The 18,905-nt window shown below is 66.4% G+C and carries 23 protein-coding genes; 12 read left to right on the top strand and 11 right to left on the bottom strand.

The features are described from left to right. Window positions 1-43 precede the first annotated feature (43 nt). Both ACWD3H_RS11760 and ACWD3H_RS11755 read left to right on the top strand, forming a co-directional pair. Window positions 44-454 carry a hypothetical protein gene (locus ACWD3H_RS11760; RefSeq protein ID WP_451955071.1) on the top strand — a complete coding sequence of 137 codons (411 nt, stop codon included), beginning with the start codon at window positions 44-46 and terminating at the stop codon, window positions 452-454. Further along, on the top strand, window positions 339-851 hold the full coding sequence (locus tag ACWD3H_RS11755; protein ID WP_451955065.1) for a hypothetical protein: 513 nt from the start codon (window positions 339-341) through the stop codon (window positions 849-851). The genes ACWD3H_RS11760 and ACWD3H_RS11755 overlap by 116 nt, the downstream gene beginning before the upstream one ends. 1,363 nt (window positions 852-2,214) lie before the next feature. Here ACWD3H_RS11755 and ACWD3H_RS11750 read toward each other — a convergent pair. The 4 genes from ACWD3H_RS11750 to ACWD3H_RS11735 all read right to left on the bottom strand — a co-directional run bounded on the left by ACWD3H_RS11750 (window position 2,215) and on the right by ACWD3H_RS11735 (window position 4,347). Then, window positions 2,215-2,769: an ISAs1 family transposase gene (locus ACWD3H_RS11750; RefSeq protein WP_451954907.1), complete on the bottom strand. Its 555-nt coding sequence runs from the start codon at window positions 2,767-2,769 to the stop codon at window positions 2,215-2,217. 74 nt (window positions 2,770-2,843) lie between these two features. Then, a complete protein-coding gene (locus ACWD3H_RS11745; protein WP_451954906.1) occupies window positions 2,844-3,014 on the bottom strand; it encodes a hypothetical protein in 171 nt (56 codons plus the stop codon). Window positions 3,015-3,232: 218 nt separating this feature from the next. Continuing rightward, on the bottom strand, window positions 3,233-3,439 hold the full coding sequence (locus tag ACWD3H_RS11740; protein WP_451954905.1) for a DUF397 domain-containing protein: 207 nt from the start codon (window positions 3,437-3,439) through the stop codon (window positions 3,233-3,235). Window positions 3,440-3,453: 14 nt separating this feature from the next. Next, window positions 3,454-4,347: a helix-turn-helix domain-containing protein gene (locus ACWD3H_RS11735; protein ID WP_451954904.1), complete on the bottom strand. Its 894-nt coding sequence runs from the start codon at window positions 4,345-4,347 to the stop codon at window positions 3,454-3,456. A gap of 351 nt (window positions 4,348-4,698) precedes the next feature. Here ACWD3H_RS11735 and ACWD3H_RS11730 point away from each other — a divergent pair, with 351 nt between their 5' ends. From ACWD3H_RS11730 to ACWD3H_RS11715, 4 genes are all read left to right on the top strand, one after another. Then, window positions 4,699-5,157 carry an ATP-binding protein gene (locus ACWD3H_RS11730; protein WP_451954903.1) on the top strand — a complete coding sequence of 153 codons (459 nt, stop codon included), beginning with the start codon at window positions 4,699-4,701 and terminating at the stop codon, window positions 5,155-5,157. 266 nt (window positions 5,158-5,423) lie between these two features. After that, window positions 5,424-6,089 (top strand): DUF433 domain-containing protein, encoded by a 666-nt coding sequence (locus ACWD3H_RS11725; RefSeq protein ID WP_451954902.1) that lies wholly within the window; start codon window positions 5,424-5,426, stop codon window positions 6,087-6,089. Next, window positions 6,046-6,555 (top strand): PIN-like domain-containing protein, encoded by a 510-nt coding sequence (locus tag ACWD3H_RS11720; protein WP_451954901.1) that lies wholly within the window; start codon window positions 6,046-6,048, stop codon window positions 6,553-6,555. Before ACWD3H_RS11725 ends, ACWD3H_RS11720 begins: the two co-directional genes overlap by 44 nt. Beyond that, on the top strand, window positions 6,515-6,973 hold the full coding sequence (locus tag ACWD3H_RS11715; protein WP_451954900.1) for an NUDIX hydrolase: 459 nt from the start codon (window positions 6,515-6,517) through the stop codon (window positions 6,971-6,973). The genes ACWD3H_RS11720 and ACWD3H_RS11715 overlap by 41 nt, the downstream gene beginning before the upstream one ends. 6 nt (window positions 6,974-6,979) lie before the next feature. On the opposite strand, the gene ACWD3H_RS11710 is transcribed toward ACWD3H_RS11715, so the two are convergent. Next, on the bottom strand, window positions 6,980-7,462 hold the full coding sequence (locus ACWD3H_RS11710; RefSeq protein ID WP_451954899.1) for a GbsR/MarR family transcriptional regulator: 483 nt from the start codon (window positions 7,460-7,462) through the stop codon (window positions 6,980-6,982). A gap of 91 nt (window positions 7,463-7,553) precedes the next feature. Here ACWD3H_RS11710 and ACWD3H_RS11705 point away from each other — a divergent pair, with 91 nt between their 5' ends. Continuing rightward, window positions 7,554-8,369 carry a class I SAM-dependent methyltransferase gene (locus ACWD3H_RS11705; RefSeq protein ID WP_451954898.1) on the top strand — a complete coding sequence of 272 codons (816 nt, stop codon included), beginning with the start codon at window positions 7,554-7,556 and terminating at the stop codon, window positions 8,367-8,369. Here ACWD3H_RS11705 and ACWD3H_RS11700 read toward each other — a convergent pair. Both ACWD3H_RS11700 and ACWD3H_RS11695 read right to left on the bottom strand, forming a co-directional pair. Beyond that, window positions 8,366-8,542, bottom strand: a complete 177-nt coding sequence (locus tag ACWD3H_RS11700) for a hypothetical protein (protein WP_451954897.1) — start codon at window positions 8,540-8,542, stop codon at window positions 8,366-8,368. The two genes, ACWD3H_RS11705 and ACWD3H_RS11700, sit on opposite strands and share 4 nt — an antisense overlap. 49 nt (window positions 8,543-8,591) lie before the next feature. Further along, window positions 8,592-10,346: a hypothetical protein gene (locus ACWD3H_RS11695; protein ID WP_451954896.1), complete on the bottom strand. Its 1,755-nt coding sequence runs from the start codon at window positions 10,344-10,346 to the stop codon at window positions 8,592-8,594. A 221-nt stretch (window positions 10,347-10,567) separates the two neighbouring features. Between ACWD3H_RS11695 and ACWD3H_RS11690 the strand changes: the two genes are divergently transcribed. From ACWD3H_RS11690 to ACWD3H_RS11680, 3 genes are all read left to right on the top strand, one after another. Continuing rightward, complete coding sequence (locus ACWD3H_RS11690; RefSeq protein ID WP_451954895.1) at window positions 10,568-10,819, top strand: hypothetical protein; 252 nt, start codon at window positions 10,568-10,570, stop codon at window positions 10,817-10,819. 171 nt (window positions 10,820-10,990) lie between these two features. After that, window positions 10,991-12,550: a protein kinase domain-containing protein gene (locus ACWD3H_RS11685; protein ID WP_451954894.1), complete on the top strand. Its 1,560-nt coding sequence runs from the start codon at window positions 10,991-10,993 to the stop codon at window positions 12,548-12,550. Window positions 12,551-12,747: 197 nt separating this feature from the next. Beyond that, the gene (locus tag ACWD3H_RS11680; RefSeq protein WP_451954893.1) at window positions 12,748-13,020 is read left to right on the top strand and encodes a hypothetical protein; all 273 of its coding nucleotides are present in this window, start codon (window positions 12,748-12,750) and stop codon (window positions 13,018-13,020) included. 269 nt (window positions 13,021-13,289) lie between these two features. On the opposite strand, the gene ACWD3H_RS11675 is transcribed toward ACWD3H_RS11680, so the two are convergent. After that, window positions 13,290-14,213 (bottom strand): hypothetical protein, encoded by a 924-nt coding sequence (locus tag ACWD3H_RS11675; RefSeq protein ID WP_451954892.1) that lies wholly within the window; start codon window positions 14,211-14,213, stop codon window positions 13,290-13,292. Window positions 14,214-15,043: 830 nt separating this feature from the next. Continuing rightward, window positions 15,044-15,883, bottom strand: a complete 840-nt coding sequence (locus tag ACWD3H_RS11670; RefSeq protein ID WP_451954891.1) for a helix-turn-helix transcriptional regulator — start codon at window positions 15,881-15,883, stop codon at window positions 15,044-15,046. 187 nt (window positions 15,884-16,070) lie between these two features. Between ACWD3H_RS11670 and ACWD3H_RS11665 the strand changes: the two genes are divergently transcribed. Next, window positions 16,071-17,015 (top strand): SDR family oxidoreductase, encoded by a 945-nt coding sequence (locus ACWD3H_RS11665; protein WP_451954890.1) that lies wholly within the window; start codon window positions 16,071-16,073, stop codon window positions 17,013-17,015. Between the two features lie 300 nt (window positions 17,016-17,315). Here the strand turns inward: ACWD3H_RS11665 and ACWD3H_RS11660 are convergent, their stop codons facing one another. Continuing rightward, the gene (locus tag ACWD3H_RS11660) at window positions 17,316-17,987 is read right to left on the bottom strand and encodes an NAD(P)-dependent oxidoreductase (protein ID WP_451954889.1); all 672 of its coding nucleotides are present in this window, start codon (window positions 17,985-17,987) and stop codon (window positions 17,316-17,318) included. Window positions 17,988-18,080: 93 nt separating this feature from the next. On the opposite strand from ACWD3H_RS11660, the gene ACWD3H_RS11655 reads away from it, so the two are divergent. Beyond that, window positions 18,081-18,476, top strand: a complete 396-nt coding sequence (locus ACWD3H_RS11655; RefSeq protein ID WP_451954888.1) for a winged helix-turn-helix transcriptional regulator — start codon at window positions 18,081-18,083, stop codon at window positions 18,474-18,476. A 19-nt stretch (window positions 18,477-18,495) separates the two neighbouring features. On the opposite strand, the gene ACWD3H_RS11650 is transcribed toward ACWD3H_RS11655, so the two are convergent. Further along, window positions 18,496-18,864: a VOC family protein gene (locus tag ACWD3H_RS11650; RefSeq protein WP_020549970.1), complete on the bottom strand. Its 369-nt coding sequence runs from the start codon at window positions 18,862-18,864 to the stop codon at window positions 18,496-18,498. Between the last annotated feature and the right edge of the window lie 41 nt (window positions 18,865-18,905).

The following is an 18,905-nucleotide window of genomic DNA, read 5'->3' as shown; positions in this document are numbered from 1 at the left end:
CGCGTAACAGAGCTCTTCGGGTGGGCCGCTGGAGGCGGATCGGATGATCATCGACGGTCGCTACGAGCTGGATGCTCTGCCTCTTGGACAAGGCGGGATGGGCGAGGTCTACGGGGCCTATGACCAGAAGCTCGACCGCAGGGTCGCCGTCAAGCTGCTCCGCTTCCCCTACGGCAAGCCCGACGAGAAACTGGTGAAGCGGTTCCTCCACGAGGCACGGATCATGGCCAAGCTGGAGCATCCGGGTACGCCGCCCATCCACGATGTCGGCGTCTTCGAGGATCCGAAGGTCGGGCCCCGGCCCGTTCATGGTGATGCAGTTCGTCGGGGGCGCCACGATGGACCACATCCTGGGGGAGCACGGGGTCCTCTTCATCGGCTGGGCCGTGAGGATCGCCGCCCAGGTCGCCGCCATGCTGTGCGCCGCGCACGAATGGGGGGTCTTCCACCGTGACCTCAAGCCATCGAACCTCATGGTCTGCCCCGACGGCACCGTCAAGGTGTGGACTTCGGCCTGGCCATGTTCCACGACCCCGAGCTGTCCAGGCTCGCCCAGACCGGTGCCATCCTGGGTACGTCCCTCTACATTACGCAGGCAGGTTGCCTCTATAACTGTGAGTTCGGTGCCACGCGAAATATTTCTCTCTGGTGTCGTTCCACCAAGTTGTGTTGCGCCCCTTCAGGTGGCGATGCACATGTTCACTGATACTAGGTCCATTAAGCGCAGCATTGCTAATCCAGATCTCCCCGGCTGGACCGACCGTGACGTACCCATGCTCATAAAGGGCATCGCAGCCAAGAATGCAGTTGAGCATAGCTACGTTACCCAGGTCTCGTCGCTCCGGATCTGAGCACGCCGCGCGCTTTTTAATGTGGGCAGCCACCAATAGCCGTCGCTCGAAAGTTCGTCCGCAAAGTGCACACACCCCAGTGGTTCCGGGTAGTAGAAGGCGTTTGAGCTTTGTCTGCTCGCGGCGACTAGCTCGAGACACCTCTCGCTCAAGCTGACCGCTGAAGGGTATGCTTTCCGATCCGGGACCTGGATCCACGGCTGCAAGGGTTGCAGGCACGTCTCCGACGTCTGCCTGGGCAAGGTCGATGAGGTTGTCCGCATCCTCGCCTTCCGCGATGTATGGATTTTGTACGAAGAAGTTGGGTCCAATAGCGGCCACGCAGTCTCGTACTTCTGTGATTGGAATATCGCAGCCTTTGAGGTCATCAAGGGTGTACATGTACTCCCAGGTTTGCCCGTTATCGTCGGTACCCCAGAGTTGGTGGGCGAGTGCCGGGTTGTGGAAGATATGCGTGACCAAGCCTCCGAGATACAGCCGCTTCTGACCGTAGAAGAACACATAGTCGCCAGGGCGTAACTTGTTGTACTTGCCAACGTTCACGTTCTTCTTGCCTGGAGTCACACCCCACATCGGCGCCGCGCCTGAGGGGTAAAGAGCATGCAACACCCCCAGGTCCGAGCCAAGGAGATGGCTGTGGGCAGCCAGGTCGACAGGGTGCTGAATAGTGTCCTCGTAGTGGCGGCGGACAGAAGGCGTAGCCAAACTGGCTGGCTGCATCATGACTCGCATGTATCCCACTTTCAAGGCATAAAAAGGGCATAGTGTGACAAAGTTATACAAAGGGGTTTGAATCTGTGTAGTCATATCAAGGCGTGTGGAACTATCTTTATAGGTGCACATGCCCCTGGCAAGTTGTGAGGAAGGTCGTCCCTTGCGGAGTCTGGGCCATGATGTGGTTCTTTAGTGCAGCCACCCGCGCGAACAGGAGGTTCTACGCGCGCTCACTGACCTCTGGGCGAGCATGGATACTTCAGGGTTGAAGCGTTCTCATGCTGTGAGACCGAGTAACTGGAGTCCGTCCGCAGAATGGCTGCGGCGATGTTGGTCCAGCCGATCAGACGGGCCAGGCCGGTGACCAGGTTGTGGAGGCTCACCATGATCCAGGGGGGCGGCGCCGGTCCGGACTCTGCACGTGTCCTTGCGGTAGGTGACGCCACGGACGCGGCGCAGGGCTTCGATGCTCCAGTGGCCGCAGATCAGCGCGGCGATGCGGGCGTGGGTGGTCGGGCTGGGCGGGAGGCTGGTGACGGCGTAGATCGTGACGATCGTGGTCTACCGGTCCGGTTGGTGCGCTGGCGTTTGGCCTGGATGGCTTGGACGGCGTGGGGGAACGGCAGCCCCGGCCAGGCCGCGCGGATCTTCATACGGCGGATCTCGCGGCGGCCGTGTCCCTGTTCGTTGGTGCGGTCGTTGAGCAGCGCATCGCTCCAGGGCAGGCCTTGAGCCGGCGGTGCAGTGTGGGCTGCTTGCCCTTGACGATGAACAGGTAGTGGCCGTCGGCGGTGATGATCTGGCGGGCGTGCTCGTGCTGGGTGTGTAACGCATCGGCGATGACCACCACCCCGGTCAGGTCCACGCCGGGCAGCAAGGGGGCGAACGCGGGGATCTCGTTGCTCCTGGCCTCGATCCGCCGCTGGGCGAGGACGACCTGGGTGTTGTGGCGGGTGGCGGCCAATAGACGCACCACGACATCGGTGGTGTTGCTGCCGCGCGACGTCTTGCCTTCCAGGGCCAGGCTGACGAGCGCCGGTCGGGGCTGTCGCCGGCCATCGCCGGGCGCAATACCGGTGGTGAGGACGGTCAAATAACCGCAGGTCGCGGTGTCGAAGGCGTCGCCGTCCAGGCGGGACGACAGTCGTCCCCGGGTGCTGGCGGCCATTCGGATCGTGCCGGGCAGCCCGGCTCGGACGCGCAAGTCGGGATCGCTCCCGGTGATGAACCGGGTGATTTTCGCCAGGCAGGTCGCATCGCCCGGTACAGCGATTAGGGCTAAGGACAGCAGTGGGCCAGCTGATAGCGCCGTCTCCGGCGGCTGCGCGGGTCGGGAACCGTGTCCAAGACCTCGGCCGGTGTGGGCAGGGCGGCCAGTTCGCTCAGGAGGACGTTGTCGGTGACGCGCTCTCGGTGGCGGGTGAGCACGTCGGTAGGGGATGACGACATGCGAACGGTACCCCTGTTCTTGATCGGCTGTCTCAGCCAGCCGATCAAGAACAGGGGTACCGTTCGCTGTCTGTCCTCAGCCGCTCCTCGTCCGACTCACGCTTGTCTCACCAGCCGAGAACGCTTCAGCCCTGCCTGCGAGTGCCGTATACCTCCGTGATACCCCAAGAACCGGAAGCGATCAGCGCCACCCCGACATCATGCATTCAACCTCAGTGTTAGGTGAGGTTGTCGAAGTGGCCGTTCCTGATGCCGTTGATGAAGGTGGTCCACTCGTTTCGGCGGAAGATGAGGGTGCCGCCGTCGCGGTTCTTGGTGTCGCGGACGGCGACGTCGTTGCCGACGAACGCCATTTCGACGCAGCTCGGGCCGTCGGCGCTGAGGCTGCTCTTGCGCCAGCGTGCACCGGATAGATCTGGTTGCATCTCGGTTCCTTCCGCTAGTGATCTCTGTGTAGAGATGCGAGTAGCGCCGCTGTGTCGGCGGGGCTGAGCGCTACCGCGCGAAGATGCTGACACATATCGTTATACCGCTGGATATCCGTTTCTTCCTCAAGGAAAAGGTCGCCGGCCATGCTGTCGATGTGAATCACATCGGGGTTGTCCGCAGCGAACTTCAAGACGATGAAGCTGCCGGGCATACCTGGGTGGGCTCCAGCGGAGAACGGGATGACCTGGACGGTGATATGCGGGCGTTTGGCTTGCTGAGCGAGATGTTTGAGCTGAGCGCGCATGATGAGATCACCGCCCACCGCCCGGAACAGGGCGGCCTGATCCAGAATCGCCCATAGGTGAAGCGGTGTGTCTCCCTCCAGGAGAGCCTGTCGCTGCATCCGGGCAGCGACACGATCCTCGATTTCGTCATCGGTAACGGTCGGACGGACACCACGGATCATCGCCCGCATGTAGTCCTCGGTCTGCAGTAGTCCGGGGATGAACAGCGACTCGTAGTTGATGGCCTGTTGGGCCTCGGCCTCCAGGCCGATATAGGCGCTGTACTTGTCGGGGAGGTCTGCTTCGAGGCCATGCAACCACCCGCGCTGCTTGGCCTCTTTCTGCAGCGTCACCAGGTCGGTGCGCTGGCTGCCGGTGACGCCGTAGGCGTCGAGCAGGGCGTTGAGTGTCCGGAGTTGCGGCTTGGTCTTGGCCGTTTCGATCCGGTGGAGCGTAGCGAGGTTGACGTCGGTCTTCTCGGTCACCTCGGCCTGGGAGAGTCCGGCCTCCTGGCGGAGGCGGCGCAGTTCGGCTGCCAGACGCCGCAGACGCACCGTTGGCGGTTGGCGCTTGGTGCGTGGCAGGGGTGTAACTGCCCCCAACTCATCCTTCTCCTGCATCTTTGGCGCCTCTCTGGACTATGCGGGCAGTGTAAGAGCCTGCATTGCATTTACTTATGGTGATGGTGCATGCTCTCTCCGTAAGCCTTCCAGGCGGGCTCCCCGCTGGAAGGCGAAACGCATGATTTCCCTAGACGGCCGGGCGGACAATCTTCCCTCCCGAGGCGGCCCACCCTGTATCGGGTGTCCGTCCGGCCCCAGCGGTACGACCGGCGATACATCTGCGACGCTCCCCGGCCGTACTTCCCGTAGGACCGGCACCGTGCCCCCGTCCCCCGTGGGGGAGAGCGGCGTCCCCGGCTGCGAACGGTGCCGGTCCTATGCCCGACGTACTGACCAGGAGCGGGTGAAATGACCGGTGCCATCAGCAGCACGCAGTACCTCAAACTCTCCGTCTTCCCGACCTCGCCCTACTACGCCCGGGTCCACGTCCGGCGCGTACTGGAGGGCTGGCACCGGGACGACCTGATCGAGATCGCCCAGCTCATCGCCTCCGAACTGGTCTCCAACGCCATCACCGCGCACGCCGCGTGCCCCGACGCCGCCAAGGCGATCCGCTACGCCGACCCGGACCAGATCTGGATGGACCTCTACCGGATGGGCGAGACCGTCGTACTCCGCGTCTGGGACGCCAGCCCCCTCACCCCGGTCGTCCGCGACCCCACCCCCGACGACGAACACGGCCGCGGCCTCCACCTGGTAGACCTCCTCGCCACCGACTGGGGCTACTACCGCCCCACCCCCGGCGGCAAAATCGTCTGGTGCACCCTGGCATCCCCGCCATCGCCCCGAGAAGCCACTGAGCCCTGAAAAGAGTCGCTGACCGGCTTGAGCCGTACGGCGACAGCATGCTGGATCACGAGGGCCGCGATCGTCTGAACCACGGACTCGCGGCCTGATCACGCGCGAAACTGTGGCGCGACCGACCGGTGGGCGGGTTCCGCCAGTCGGGTCGCCCCATCATGATCTCCTTGCTGCCGACCGTAATGCTTGCGGAAGCGGCGAGGCCCCCTGTCCGGTGATAGGCCGATCGGCGATGATGACAGCAGGAACGACAATGGGAGGAGGCGAGCGACATGGACGACATCCGTACTCGGACGGGTCTGCTGAATCAGAGCGACGCCGCACGCTTCCTCGATATCCGGCAGCAGACCTTCAACCGTTGGGCCAGAGGCTACGAGCGGGGGCGTCCGCTGCTGCACGTTCTTCCCTCCGGCGGCTCCCGGCAGGCGACCGTGCCGTTCGTCGCCATGGCCGAGGCCTATGTGCTGGATGCGCTCAAACGGGCCGGGGTGAAGCCGAACAGGATCAGGCCCGCACTCCAGCGGCTTCAGCAGGAGTTCGGTCACGAGTACGTCCTTCTCGCTCCCGAACTGGCGACGGATGGCATCGACGTGCTGTGGGACTTCTCGCGGACGGAGGCCGGTGCGGGACTCATCGAGGCCCGGACGGGCCAGCACGTCATCCGGGAGATCGTCACCGACTACCTGGACTACGTGGTCCGCGCCGAGGACGGATTTCCTGCCAGCCTGCGGCTGCGGAGCTGTCTGCCGTCGAATGTGGTGGTCGATCCACATCGGGCGTTCGGACAGCCGATCTTCGCGGAGACGCGTACGCGGGTGTCCGAGGTGGCGGCCATGATGAAGGCCGGCGAGGAGCCGGAGGTGATCGCCGATGAGCTCGGAGTCACCCTCGGCGATGTCAGAACCGCCACCCGCATCCTCCTGGGCCACGCCGCCTGAGTTCTACCTCGACGAGAACAGCGTCAGCCGCAGTGTCCGTAAGCTGCTGGCCGGACTGGGTTACCTGGTGCACACTCCCGCGGAACTGTTCGGCTCGCGAGACGAGGCGCTGGGTGCCGCCGATGAGCGCTGGCTACCTCTGGTCGGGCAGCGAGGTTGGCTGGTGATCGCCTGTGACGTCCGTATCTTCGAGCGTCCTCACGAATACGAGGCATATCTCAAGGCCAAGGTCGCGGTTTTCCTGCTGCCGGGTGAGTCGAGGATCGAGGAGCGCAAAGGGCTGATCGCCTGCAATCTCTCGGCGATGTGCAGCGAGGCCAGCCAGCTTCGATCAGGAGTGTGGCGACTGACCGCGCACGGTCTGGACCCCTACGAGGCTCCGGCTGCCAAGAAGAAGCGAGCGCAGCGTCCGAAGACGATTGGTTGTGGGTCCTACCGCGAAACCCTCTCTGAGAGATTGGCATAAATCAGGACGAAGCGGCCACGCGACCGCCGGCGCGATTCTGGCCGACCCCGACGGGCGGATCCTGCACATCCGCCACCTCGCCCTGGACCGGTGGCTGCTGCCCGGCGGTCATCTGGAGGCATCCGACGCCACCCTCCTGGATGCGGCCCTGCGCGAGCTCGCCGAGGAGACCGGCATCCCCGCCGCCGCCGTCACCCCGGCCGGTGACCGTCCCGTCCACCTCGACATCCACCCCATTCCCGCCAACGCAGCCAAGGGCGAGCCGGACCACCGGCACATCGACTTCCGCTTCCTTTTCCATACCGCCAACGCCGTCGGCCGGCTCCAGACCGAAGAGATCACCGCCGCCGCCTGGCGCGAGACCGACAGCATCAGCGACCCCACCCTGAGACAACGCGTCACCCAGGCACTTCGCTGAGACCCTCTAGCCGGCCTCGCGTTCGGCCGCCTGGAGCCGCTGCCACTTCGCCATCGACTGCTTGATCTCCTCGCGTAGGAACGCGAAGAACCGGCGGGTCTCGTCCAGCCGCTGCCCGGCGAGGGAGTCGAGACCCAAGAGCGCGGTGCCCTCGTCGGCGCCGGCCTGCACCCGGACCAGCATCGGGTCGGACTGACTGACGAAGTGACTCCAGGTGTGCTCGTGTATCCGGCAAAAGTCGTGCCGGGTACCGGGTTCGCGGCCGCGTTCGACCAGCCGTACCTGCACCAGGTATTTGACCGCCCCTGAGATCGCCGACGCGCCGACGCCCAGTTGCTCGGCGAGCTCGGCGGCCGACAGCTTGCCGAAGTCGGTAACCAGCAGCGCGGCGTACACGCGCGCGGCCATCCGGGGCATGCCGGCTTCGACCATGATCTGCGCGAAGCGTTCCCGGAAATCGGCGACGGCACTCTCGTTCGCTCGCGTCATCAAAGCTCCCTTAATCGTCGCGTACTCGCCAGTTTAAGATGATTCACAAACTTCACGAAATTCGTGAAATATGAGTAGTATCGTAGCTGTCATGAGAGACAGCGAACTCGTCGGAGTGCAGAAGACCCTCAGTCCCGTCCTCAGGGCCAAAGCACTGGACAACCGGCTGCCGGACCCGATCCTCGGCGACGAATACGCCGAACAGGCGATGCGCCGCCTCGATCCTGACTACGACAAGCGCAGATTCGGCACCAGCCAGCTGGGCCTCGCCGCCGTGGTGCGCGCCAAGGCCCATGACGACTGGGCCCGAAGCTTCCTCGCCGATCACTCCGACGCGGTGGTGCTGCACCTGGGCTGCGGCCTCGACGCCCGGGTGTACCGGATCGACCCGCCCGCCACTGTCGACTGGTACGACTTGGACTACCCCTCCGTCATCGAACTACGGCAACAATTCCTGCCGCCGCGCGAGCACTACACCCTGATCGACTCCAGCGTCACCGACCTGGCCTGGCTGGAACGCGTCCCCCACGGCCGGCCGGTGCTGGTGATCGCCGAGGGACTGGTGCCCTACCTGGCCGAGACTGACGTCAAGCGGCTGCTGACCAGCGTCGTCGATTCCTTCCCCACCGGCCAAATACAGTTCGACACGGTGTCGGTCTGGGCGTGGCGCACCTCGAAATGGGACCCCACGCTGCGCAAATACGGCACCCGGTTCCACTGCGGCTTCAACGACCCGGCCGCGCCGGCCGATTGGCACCCGCGGCTCGAATACGTCGACGAGGCGCCGATGAACGACTCACCGGTGCTAATGGCCAAGGCACCCGCGAACGTGCGCCGCATGTACCGCCTCATGAACCTACTGCCGGGCATGAAACGGTCCACCCGCATCGTGCGGTTCCGGTTCTAACGCGCCGACGGCCAGTGCAGGCTGGACAGCAGCGAGGTGAACGCGGGGATCCCGCTACTTCTGGTCGCGATCTGACGCTGGGCGATCACGGTCTGGTCGTCGTTGCGTGCGGTGGCCAGCAGGTGCACACGGTGCCGCCGGTGCGGCTGCCCGTGGAGCGTCTTGCCGTCCACGGCCAGGCCGACCAGCGCCGGACGGCAGAGGTGTTCAGCGTGGACGACCTCAAGACGGCTTCAGCTTGAGCCGCTTCCTCGACGCACCCGGGAACACGGCGACCAGGTGCTGCTCCTCCCCTGCGTCGTCGACCCGCACGTAGACACGGAGCCGGTAGCGGCCCTTTCCCGCGACCGCCAGGTTCGGCATCGGGGCACCCGCGCCCACCTCTCCGCCCTCGCCCATCTCCGGCACGGTGAGCCGGCCGCTGCGGCTGACGATCGGCATCTCGTTGACCTGATCCCACCCGGCCGTCCGCGGTGGCGGCGCGGTGCGGAAGGCCTTCACTGTAAGGCACAGATCAACGACGTCTGCGACGTGCCCGATGAGGGCGCTGTCGTCGTAGACCTTGTCCGTCGCCTGCTCCGCCGCCTCGTCGGCCGCTTCGCCTTCGGGGTCGTGGACCACATAGCCGGGATCGCCGTCGACGAACAGGAAGTAGTTGGCCGTGGCCTGGACGACCCCCTTCGTTCGGGGCCACGGGTCGCGGCACTTCGCGTTCTTCTCGGCGATGTAGGCGGTGTTCGCCGCCTCCGTCTCCGCCGTCGACCGCAGCAGCTCGGGATGGGTCGCGCCGACGACCTCCGGGCAGACGTAGACGAGGTCCCACGGGTCCACGCCCCAGGCGGGCCGCGTGCTCCCGGCCCGCGTCAGAATCGCCTCCTGCTCGTCGCGGTCCTTTGTGCGGCACAGCGCCCGCCCGTACGCGAGGATCCCCTGGTCCGACAGGTTGTCCGGGAACATGGGTGGGACCCCGCCATCTGTGCTCCGCGCCCGGCACAGGAACGCGGCGTCGCGTTCCGCGGGTTTCAGGTCGCCGAAGCTGGGCCGGTCATAGCAGTCCATCGACCAGCCGGTGTAGGTGAGGTGCGGGGTCTGCTCCGGGTGGATCAGTGCGACGATCGGCAGTACGGCCACGGCCGCCACCGCGACGCGGATCACGCGCCGGCGCGCGGGCGGAAGGTCTGCCGGGCGGCCCTCAACGGGCAGTTCACGGGCGGTCGCCGCGATCCACACGGTGCTGACGAGCCCGACCGCGTCCATCATGACCAGCATCGCCAGATTGCCGCTGGGAATCCTCGCGAAGAGAATGTTGAGCGGGATCGCCAGCGCGTAGACGCCCACCGACAGCCACCCGGCGACCTGCGTGCCGCGGCTCCATCGGCCGTCGCGCCGCTGCCCGACGACCGTGATGATGGTCGCCGCCACTCCGCCCAGCATCAAGCCCAGTGCGACGATGTCGCCCGACCCAAGCTCTGGGAGGTCGAGTTCGTCGAGCAGTTCGTTGGCCATCCCGGCCAGCTCGACCGCGAACATCGCTCCGGCCGCCGCGCGCAGCATGCGGGACCGCCAGCGGATAACGAGCAGGTAGAGGACGTCGATCGCGGTCCATAGCGCGAGCTGGAATGCCGCGTCGACCGCGTCGGGGAGCAGCGCGATCGGATACCACAGCACGAGGGCGTACGCCACCGCCAGATACAGCAGTCGGCGCAGCGCCTTCTCTCGGCGGTCCAGCGGTCCCGGCGCGGGGGCGCGCAGGATCAGCCACAGGAGCGTGGCCTTCACCAGGGCGGCCACGAGCAGCGCCACAGTCGTCGGGGTGTCAAACCCGTCGCGCGCGTAGAACTCCGCATAGGCCGGTGGCGACCATTCGACGGCCGCCCAGAGCCAGGCGTCGCCGAGCACCAGGCCCGCGACCGCCGCCGCAAGAACCAGACCTACTAATCCAATCCTGATAATCCGCCAGGAACTATCCGAAAGCACGGAACGTGATCTTAGCGCGGCACCGCCGTACAGGCGGACACAGCGGAACGAGCGGTCCCGCCCCGCCGATCGGAGGGTGTGGAATATTCGGCGAAAAATATCCTCATATATCCGTTAAAGCAGTCTTTGTCTGCTTTGACATTGAGGGCCATGTCAAAACGGGGCTAAGTTTGTTTTGGTAAAGGGCTAAGGCATGTGCTCTGCGAGAGGTGTCGACGGGCGTGGCAAACGACCAGGAAGACCTGTTTCCAGACCTAGGGGACAAGCAGCAAGGGCTTAATCTGTCGCCCGAAATTGCCGCTGAATCGGTCGAAAGTCAACAGATAGCCACTGACCTGGATACTCCCCAGGCATTCGAGCAGGGCACGTCCTTCCAGGTCCGTGACGCTTTCGAGGAGCTCGTCCGGCTGGACCTGCTCGCGAGACCGAGGAACCGCCGCGCGGCCGGCTGTTCCAGGTCGAGCCGACCGTGACCGCCCCCGGCGCCTCGGCCACCGTCGATCTGCTGTTCTTCTGAACATCGTTCACCTTTGGGCGACGAAATCACTCATTCGTTGGAACGCGAGCCGTGGTCCGGTCGATCAACCTATGCGTTCCCTTGGAAGATCCCGAGGATTCACGACATCTCCGGAAGGCGGGCGGCTTTGAGCAGGCGGACGATCATCGGGGCCCGCTACGAGCTGGACCCCCTGTCGCGTCGCTCGGGAGGAATGGGCGAGGTCTGGTTCGGCTACGACAAGCGCCTCGACCGGCCGATCGCCATCAAGTTCATCAGGGCCGACAAGCTGCCCGACGGCCGGAGCGACGAGGAACTGACCAGACGCTTCGTGCGCGAGTCACGGATCACCGCCCGGCTTGAGCACCCGGGGGTTCCCACGGTCTACGACTGCGGATCGCACGGCGATGACCTCTACCTCGTCATGCAGCTCGTCAACGGCGCCTCCGTCTCCGCGCTTCTCGACGAGACGGAGGTGCCCATCGGCTGGGCGGTGGCGATCGCCGCCCAGGTCTGCTCGGTGCTGGCCGTGGCCCACACCAACTCGCTGGTGCACCGCGACCTCAAGCCCGCCAACCTGATGCTCTGTTCCGACGGCACGGTGAAGGTGCTCGACTTCGGGATCGCCGCCGCCCTGGCCGGCGCGGAGACGACCCGGCTCACCAGAACGGGCGAGGTGCTCGGCACACCGGCGTACATGGCACCGGAGCAGGCCATGACCGGAGCCGCCGGCCCGCAGAGCGACCTCTACTCCCTCGGCGTGATCCTGGACGAGATGCTCGCCGGCGAGAACCAGTTCGCCGCCCCCACCGCGCTGGCCTCGATGCGCAACCACACGGACGTCCCGCCCCGGCCGCTACGCGCCAGAAGGCAGGGCATCCCCGAAGGTCTGGAGCGGCTGGTCCTGTGGTTGCTCGCCAAGTCTCCCGGGGAACGGCCGGCCACCGCGGAGGTGGTCTACGAGCGGCTGCTGGACTTCTGCCGCGAGCTGCCGCCCTTTCCCGGTTATGTGAACCTGGACGCGCCTCACCCGGTGCGTATGTACGCCGCGGTCGTCGGACGCGTCGCTCCCATGGGGGCGAACCGGAACCGCCGGCCCGCCGATCCGGTACGGCCGCCACGGATCAGGCTCGCCGGAGAGTCGGCGCATATCAACCGCGACGACCTCGAACGCGCCCGCCGGGATGCCCGGATGCTCAAGGTGGAATCCCGTTTCACCCAGGCGGCGGATGTGCTGGCAGAGGTGATGCGTCCCGCCGAGGGCTCGTTCGGCTCGGCCAGCTCCGAGGTGGTGGACCTGCGGATCGAGCTCGCCGAGGCGCTCTTCCTCGGCGGGGACTACCGCCGGGCGGCGCCCGAGTTCCAGCGGCTGGCGGCCGATGTCGCCGAGGTGGAGGGGCCGGGCAACAACCTCGCACTGCGGTGCCGGTTGATGGAGGCGAACTGCCATGCGGCGGTCGGGGAGATGAGCCTCGCCCTGGCACAGTTCCGTGAGCTCCTGGCCGACGAGAGACGATTCGGCGCCGACGAAGAGCGGATCTTCGAACTCCGGCGTCAGATCGGGCTGGTGGAACTCGGCTCGGGTAACCGGGCCCAGGCCAGACGCACGCTGGGTGACCTGCTGGGTGACCTGGAGCGGAGATACGGTCCGCAGCACGCCGAGGCCGGTAAGGTCCGCGCGATCCTCGAAGGACTCGACGATCGATGACGCCCCCGCGATGCCGATGTCCTTCGCCGTATGGAGAAGGCCGGAGCCTCCAGGTCCGGGAAATCCTGGAAAGCCTTGATGGCCACTGATCAGGGCGAGCATTCTTGTAGGTCGCTTCCACTGAGGGCCCGGGGTCCCCTGCTGCCGGGGACGAACCGGAGACCGGGACGGCGGCGGACGTCGAGTTCAACGAGGCGATGCGCTCCGTCTACGACAGGGCGCGCGCCGAGGCGAACTACCACGCCACGTACTTCCTGAGCATGCTCGCCGAGCACGGCAGCCTCGCCACGGCCCGCAAGCTCCTACACGCGCCGGCGGTGTCCGACGGCTTCGCCGCTCTCTGGGAGCGCGGGCGCCTCGACCTGACCGTCGAGGCGCTGGTCGTCCAGCCGCGCTTCGCGGACCTCTTCACGCCGGCCGAGATCGAGATCGCCCACCACCGCCTCGGCCAGTTCGGCTACCACTGCTGATTTTTAATTCGTGGAGTTACGAAGATTTGAGGACCAGGCCAGTCCCGGCCAGGCAGCCGTCGATCAGATACGGCCGGGTTGCGTCCACGGCCGTGGTGTACAGCCCTGGTTCAGTGGTTTCCGGCTGCTCGCCGCGCTTTTTCGCAAGCCCGGGACGGATGTTCCGGCGATGATCGACCCCAGCCATAGCGCCGATCTTCGATTGGGTATCGGGGCGTGCTTCGGTCTGTACGGAGGCGTTGTCCGAGGACTCGCCGAGGCGGCGCGTGCTAGGGGCGAGGCCGGTCCAGGTCGAACGTCACGCCGGCCAGGCGGATTGTGCGCACCCTTGGGTCCTTGAGCAGCTTCCGCAGCTCGCGGACCGAGCTGAGCTGGTCCACATAGCCGTAGGCGAGCCCGGCCTCGGCCGCCTTGTGCAGCCGGTTCAGGGACAGGTCGAAGGAGCGCAGGTTGGCGTTGTCGTGGTCACGCAGCAGGCCGACCCAGTTGCGGAACTGCGGCAGGCTGCCACCGCATATGTCATCGGTCATGTCGCCGCCCTTGCCGAGGTCCAGCGCGTCGGTCCAGTAGTCGAAGCCCCAGGTGATCGGGAGGGAGCCGGGTCTGCGCTCGTACACGACCCGTTCGGCGCAGGAGCGGTACTGCTTTACGAACGCCTTCAGGTCGGCCTCGCCGAGCGGCTGCTCGAACTCCACCACCGCCAGCGCGCTGAGGTCGGCGGGCAGCCGGGCGAGCACCGCGCGAACCTGGTCCTTGGCCGTCAGCGTGGTGCCGACGTTGAACAGGGACTGGGAAAGCCTGGTGTTGGCGGTGTGGCCCAGCGGCAGGCGTCGCACGCGGCCGAAGAAGTCCTGGCTGATCGTGTACGACTCGCTCCCGACCGGCCAGGCTCCGGCAGGCCCCATGGGACGCGCGGTCACCTCGAACGACATCGATACGGGTGTGGTCTGGCAGCAGGAGTCGATCGTCGCCATATAGGCCGGGCTGTAGATCTTGAAGGCGGTGCCGAGCACGGCCTGCATGCGGCGTTCCCGGTCGCCGCGGGTCTGCACCAGGGACGAGCCCTCGGTCGCGGCCACCGCGAGCAGCGCCAGCACGGCCAGGACGATGGCGACCGTCCTGAACAGCCCCCGCCGGACCGCACGCCGGGTGCGCTTGGGGTCGAAGTCCGGCAGGCCTGGCATCTCAGGCATGTTCATTGGTTCTCCCCGTAAAGGTCGGCGAAGGCGGCTCTCGCCCGCCACACCGCAGTTTTGATCGAGTTGTGCGACCTGCCGGTCATCGCGGCCACCTCCACCATCGAGAAGCCCTCGAATGGCATAGCGTCTGGACCGCATCGTGGCTGTTCATCGGCCCCGTGAGAAAACCGGTATCCCAGACGACTGCGGAGCGCTATGGCTTCGTGCCTTGATCAAGGATGCTGCCGGGAGGCTGTGACCTGGTCTTTCTCGCTACTTTGCGGCTGGTCGCACGGACCCGAGTGGAGGGCCCAGACGGGCGTGGAAGTCGTCCAAGGCGGTGAGGGCGGAGTTGACGTAGACGCGATAGAAGATCGGTAGTCGGCGTGAGTTCGGCCACCGCGCGAGTCCGGTCAGCAGGCCGTATCCCGCCCGTCCTGCGCGCCCCCGCCCCGAACGACCGGTGCCGGCTGCGGCACCGCCTGGGGTCTGGCCGGCGGCGGTGTGGACCTCGCGGGCCGCGACGCCCCGTGCCTACGACTGGAAGGCCCACGCGTCCCGGGGAATCACGTATGTTATGGCTCCTTGAGTAGGCGGAGAACAGGCGTGCCGGGAGTACGCGGCCATCAACGGCCTGCTGTCGCTACTCCGAGCCGCCGACCCGCACCCCTAGTTCGCTTCCCGCTGGTCAGCGAGCCTCGGTCTTCCTTCTCCTCCGAACACAGCTCGTGCCGGATGGACCCGATCTGTGTACCGGCGAAGAGATCTACCAGCGTCCGCGCTGCTTGCGGGATGTCGGCATCGTCCCGTAGCGAACCGTCCGCCGGGATCGGGACGCGACTGCTTCAGCGGAGGGTCTGTGTGCCGATGACGGACAGCAGGTTCAGCTTGTCGTGGCTCTCGCTGCCAGGAATGGCGGTGTAGACGAGCAGCGAGTGGGCCTGGTCGGGGTCGACCAGTCTCTGGCACGTCAGCTCCAGGGCTCCGACTTCGGGGTGGATGAAGTGCTTGACCGCGCGGGGGCGTATCCCGATCTCGTGGGCGTCCCACACTCGCCGGAACTCGTCGCTGCGGGCGAGGAGCAAGTCAGCGAGGTGTGCGGCTCGGGATTCGGGGCCGCGGAGGGTGACAATCTCGCGCAGCCCCGAGGTGAACATCCGGGTGAGGAACAGATGTTCTTCGGGCGCGTAGAGCTGCCGGGCGGCTGGATCGGTGAACCACCGGTACCCCATGCTGCGGGCGGGCCCGGTGTATCGGGTCGTGTCGCCGGTGAGCGCGACGCCCGTTGAGGTCTGCCGCAGGGTCTCGCCGAGCTCGGTGACGATCTCCGCGGGAGTGTCGTTCAGGCGGTCGAAAATGCGCAGCAGGCCGGGGCTGATGTGCTCGCTGACTTCGCCGCGGGCGGGCGGGTTCTGTCCCGCGAGGCGGAACAGGTGGTCTCGCTCGTCGAGCGAGAGGTGCAGGCCCTGGGCGATCGAGGCGAGCATCTGGCTCGACGGCCGCGGTCCGCGTTCTCGCTCAAGGCGGGAGTAGTAGTCGGTCGACATGTGGCACAGCGTCGCGACTTCCTCGCGCCGTAGCCCGTTTGTCCTGCGACGGGGACCGCGCGGGAGGCCGACGTCCTCGGGTTGCAGCACCTCCCGACGACTTCGGAGGAACTCCGCCAGCCCGGCGCGATCGATCATGGCATTCCCTCCACTCGCGGTGCTGCTTCGTTTCTATCGTCCTCGCGCGACGGCAACCACGGACCGTTGATCCCCCTCTCCGAGGTCTCCGAGCGGATGAGTCCGCATCCGTGGATCGGCAGTCCCTGGAACATCCACGCAGCGTCCGGGACCGTGGATCCGAGACGACAACACAAGGAGCAGAGCAATGTGGCGTCAAGCAATCGACATCACCATTCCGGACCTGTCCGGAAAGCGCGCGCTCATCACCGGGGCCAGCGACGGAATGGGACTGGGAATGGCCGCGCGACTCGCCGCAGCCGGCGCAGACGTCCTCATGCCCGTCCGCAACCCCCGCAAGGGCGAGAACGCGATCGCCAGGATCCGCCAGAGCCTCCCGAACGCGAAGGTCTCGCTGCGCAGTCTCGACCTGTCGTCGCTCACGTCGATCGAGGCCCTCGGAGATGCTCTCCGCGAAGAGGGGCAGCCCATCCACATCCTGATCAACAACGCAGGTGTGATGACCCCGCCGAGCCGGCAGACCACAGCGGACGGCTTCGAACTCCAATTCGGCAGCAACCACCTCGGCCACTTCGCCCTCGTCGGCCGCATCCTCCCGCTGCTGCGCGCCGGCCACGCCCGCGTCACATCGCAGGTCAGTATCGCCGCGAACCGCGGCGCCATCAACTGGGACGACCTGAACTGGGAACGCGGCTACAACGCCATGCGCGCCTACCAGCAGTCCAAGATCGCATTCGGGCTCTTCGGTCTCGAACTGGACCGCCGCAGCAAGACCTACGGATGGGGCATCACCAGCAACCTCTCCCACCCCGGAATAGCCCCCACCAGCCTCCTCGCCGCCCGCCCCGAGCTCAGCCGCGACAAGGACACCGGCGGCGTCCGCCTGATCCGCGCGCTCTCGACCCGCGGCATTCTCGTCGGCACCGTCGAGACCGCGATGCTGCCCGCGCTCATGGCCGCGACCGACCCCGACGCCAAGCCCGGCGCACTCTATGGACCCAGGGGCCTCGGCAACCTCGGCGGCCCACCCGCCGAACAACGGATGTATTCCCGGCTACGCGGCACGGACGACGCCGAGCGCATCTGGCAGATCTCGGAGCGGCTCACCAAGACCACCGTTCCGACCACTTGACCAACGCCGAGGCCCTCTTCTCCGGCTGCCGGACGGGGAGGGCGATGCCAGATACTTTTCTATTTCGCGGTGAGCGGGTACCGCTAGGCCGTGGCTGGTGACCGCATCGACTGCAGATGTTTCCGCCGCGGTGATCCGGTGCTTGGACAGACCGACGTCAGGCTCAAGCTCTGAGACGGGGCGCTGGAGAGGCTTGCCACCTGGACCCAGGTTGCGTCCACGGCCGTGGTGTACGGCCTCGTTGCAGCGGCTTCTGGCTGCTCGCCGCGAGAGGGCCGGACGGCACACGGCGTGTCCGGCTCAGTCGAAGACGGAGACGCGGGTGCGGTGGTGTCGTGGTGTGTCGATTTCGTCGATCACCGCCACCGCGAGGTCCGCATAGGACAGCTGCGCTGATGCCGATTGCGGCACGGTCTCTCCTCCGATCCGGTAGCGGCCGGTTCTGGGACCCGTCGATTCCAGCAGCGCGGGCGGGGTCAGCATGAGCCAGTCGACCGCGGTGTTCCCGGCCGCCCGGAGCCGGTCCAGGCCGGCCGTGTGCGCGATGGCGAACGGCCGGATCTCAGCCGGGAAGACCGAGGGATCGTCCATCACCAGCTGCCCATGGGCGTCGCGGAGGTTCGCGAACAGTCCGACCAGAACGAGCCTGGGCACGCGCGCTTCCGCCAGACCGTGCAGCAGTGCGTCGGCCGCCTTCACGAAGAACTGCGGGTCGAGGTCGGCGAAGCCCTGCTCCGGGCCGGAGAACGGGCTCACCGCCTGAACCGCGGCGTCATGGCCGGGCGCGATCGAGGAGATCGCCGCCACGTCCGTGACGTCGCCCCGCACCACGTGGACGCCGTCTGCCTGAATGTCGCGGTACCTGTCCGGATCCCGGACCACGGCCGTGACGTGATGTCCGCGCCCACGTGCCTCAGCCGTGATCGCCCGCCCCGCCCGGCCCCCCGCCCCGAAGATGACGATGCCGCTCATGTCGCTCCAATCCGGCCGCGTATGTCGCCGCCGGACAGAACGGTATCCAGGAGATACTGGTTACCTCAAAGATACTGGGATAGCCTCGCGCTCATGGTCGAACCCCTGGACCCGCAGATGTTCGACCCCGTGTGCCCGTCCAGCGCCATGCCGATACGGATCGGCGACAAGTGGACCGCGATGGTCGTGCTCTGTCTCGAAGGCGGCCGGCGGCGGTTCAACGAACTGCGGGGACCGCTGCGCGGCATCACCCCGAAAGTGCTCACCCAGACCCTGCGGGCGATGGAACGCGACGGTCTGGTCACCCGCACCGCGTACGACGAGAACCCACCCCGGGTCGAGTACGAGCTGACCGCGCTGGGGCGCAGCCTGCTGACCCTCATCGCGGCCGCACGCGCCTGGAGCAGGGAGCACCTCCCCGCGCTCCTCGAAGCCCGCGACGCGCACGACTCCTCACCCGGCCCATCAGCGCTGAGACGGGCGAAGTGATCCGGTGGCGTTTGGCCGATCAGGCGCGGTCGTGGAGAGTGACCTGGTAGCCGTCGGGGTCGGCGAAGGTGAATGTCCGACCGAAGGGGCCGTCGATCGGTGCGGAGACGATGGTGTGACCGTCGGCGACGAGAGCATCGTGAATGGCCTGGACGTCTGTGGCGTGGAGCCAGATCGCGGCACCGATGCCGGGCTGAGCAACGGATGCGAGATCGGTGCCGGGAACGACGTCGCGGAGTGCGAACGCGATCGGCTTCGTCTCGAAGACGACCGCGTGCGGAGGCCCGGCCTGCGAGCGGACGAGGCCGAGGTACTGCTCGTAGAACGCCTGCGAAGCGTCGAGGTCGCGCGCTTGGAGCGAGATGAAGTCGGGGCCGGTGGCGGGCATGATAATACTCCTTCTCTTCGTGTCAGCTTCCTGACACAGGT

It is taken from the genome of Streptosporangium sp. NPDC002607 (assembly GCF_053592655.1).
This window is presented reverse-complemented; position numbering and strand designations above follow the sequence as displayed.

Bases quoted from the DNA above. Each gene is read 5' to 3' on its own strand.
- ACWD3H_RS11670 (WP_451954891.1), bottom strand. From the start codon at position 15,883: ATGATCGATCGCGCCGGGCTGGCGGAGTTCCTCCGAAGTCGTCGGGAG.
- ACWD3H_RS11675 (WP_451954892.1), bottom strand. From the start codon at position 14,213: ATGCCTGAGATGCCAGGCCTGCCGGACTTCGACCCCAAGCGCACCCGG.
- ACWD3H_RS11725 (WP_451954902.1), top strand. From the start codon at position 5,424: ATGGACGACATCCGTACTCGGACGGGTCTGCTGAATCAGAGCGACGCC.
- ACWD3H_RS11755 (WP_451955065.1), top strand. From the start codon at position 339: ATGGACCACATCCTGGGGGAGCACGGGGTCCTCTTCATCGGCTGGGCC.
- ACWD3H_RS11650 (WP_020549970.1), bottom strand. From the start codon at position 18,864: ATGCCCGCCACCGGCCCCGACTTCATCTCGCTCCAAGCGCGCGACCTC.
- ACWD3H_RS11665 (WP_451954890.1), top strand. From the start codon at position 16,071: ATGTGGCGTCAAGCAATCGACATCACCATTCCGGACCTGTCCGGAAAG.
- ACWD3H_RS11705 (WP_451954898.1), top strand. From the start codon at position 7,554: ATGAGAGACAGCGAACTCGTCGGAGTGCAGAAGACCCTCAGTCCCGTC.
- ACWD3H_RS11760 (WP_451955071.1), top strand. From the start codon at position 44: ATGATCATCGACGGTCGCTACGAGCTGGATGCTCTGCCTCTTGGACAA.
- ACWD3H_RS11730 (WP_451954903.1), top strand. From the start codon at position 4,699: ATGACCGGTGCCATCAGCAGCACGCAGTACCTCAAACTCTCCGTCTTC.
- ACWD3H_RS11710 (WP_451954899.1), bottom strand. From the start codon at position 7,462: ATGACGCGAGCGAACGAGAGTGCCGTCGCCGATTTCCGGGAACGCTTC.
- ACWD3H_RS11655 (WP_451954888.1), top strand. From the start codon at position 18,081: ATGGTCGAACCCCTGGACCCGCAGATGTTCGACCCCGTGTGCCCGTCC.
- ACWD3H_RS11735 (WP_451954904.1), bottom strand. From the start codon at position 4,347: ATGCAGGAGAAGGATGAGTTGGGGGCAGTTACACCCCTGCCACGCACC.
- ACWD3H_RS11740 (WP_451954905.1), bottom strand. From the start codon at position 3,439: ATGCAACCAGATCTATCCGGTGCACGCTGGCGCAAGAGCAGCCTCAGC.
- ACWD3H_RS11680 (WP_451954893.1), top strand. From the start codon at position 12,748: ATGCGCTCCGTCTACGACAGGGCGCGCGCCGAGGCGAACTACCACGCC.
- ACWD3H_RS11745 (WP_451954906.1), bottom strand. From the start codon at position 3,014: ATGTCGTCATCCCCTACCGACGTGCTCACCCGCCACCGAGAGCGCGTC.
- ACWD3H_RS11720 (WP_451954901.1), top strand. From the start codon at position 6,046: ATGTCAGAACCGCCACCCGCATCCTCCTGGGCCACGCCGCCTGAGTTC.
- ACWD3H_RS11660 (WP_451954889.1), bottom strand. From the start codon at position 17,987: ATGAGCGGCATCGTCATCTTCGGGGCGGGGGGCCGGGCGGGGCGGGCG.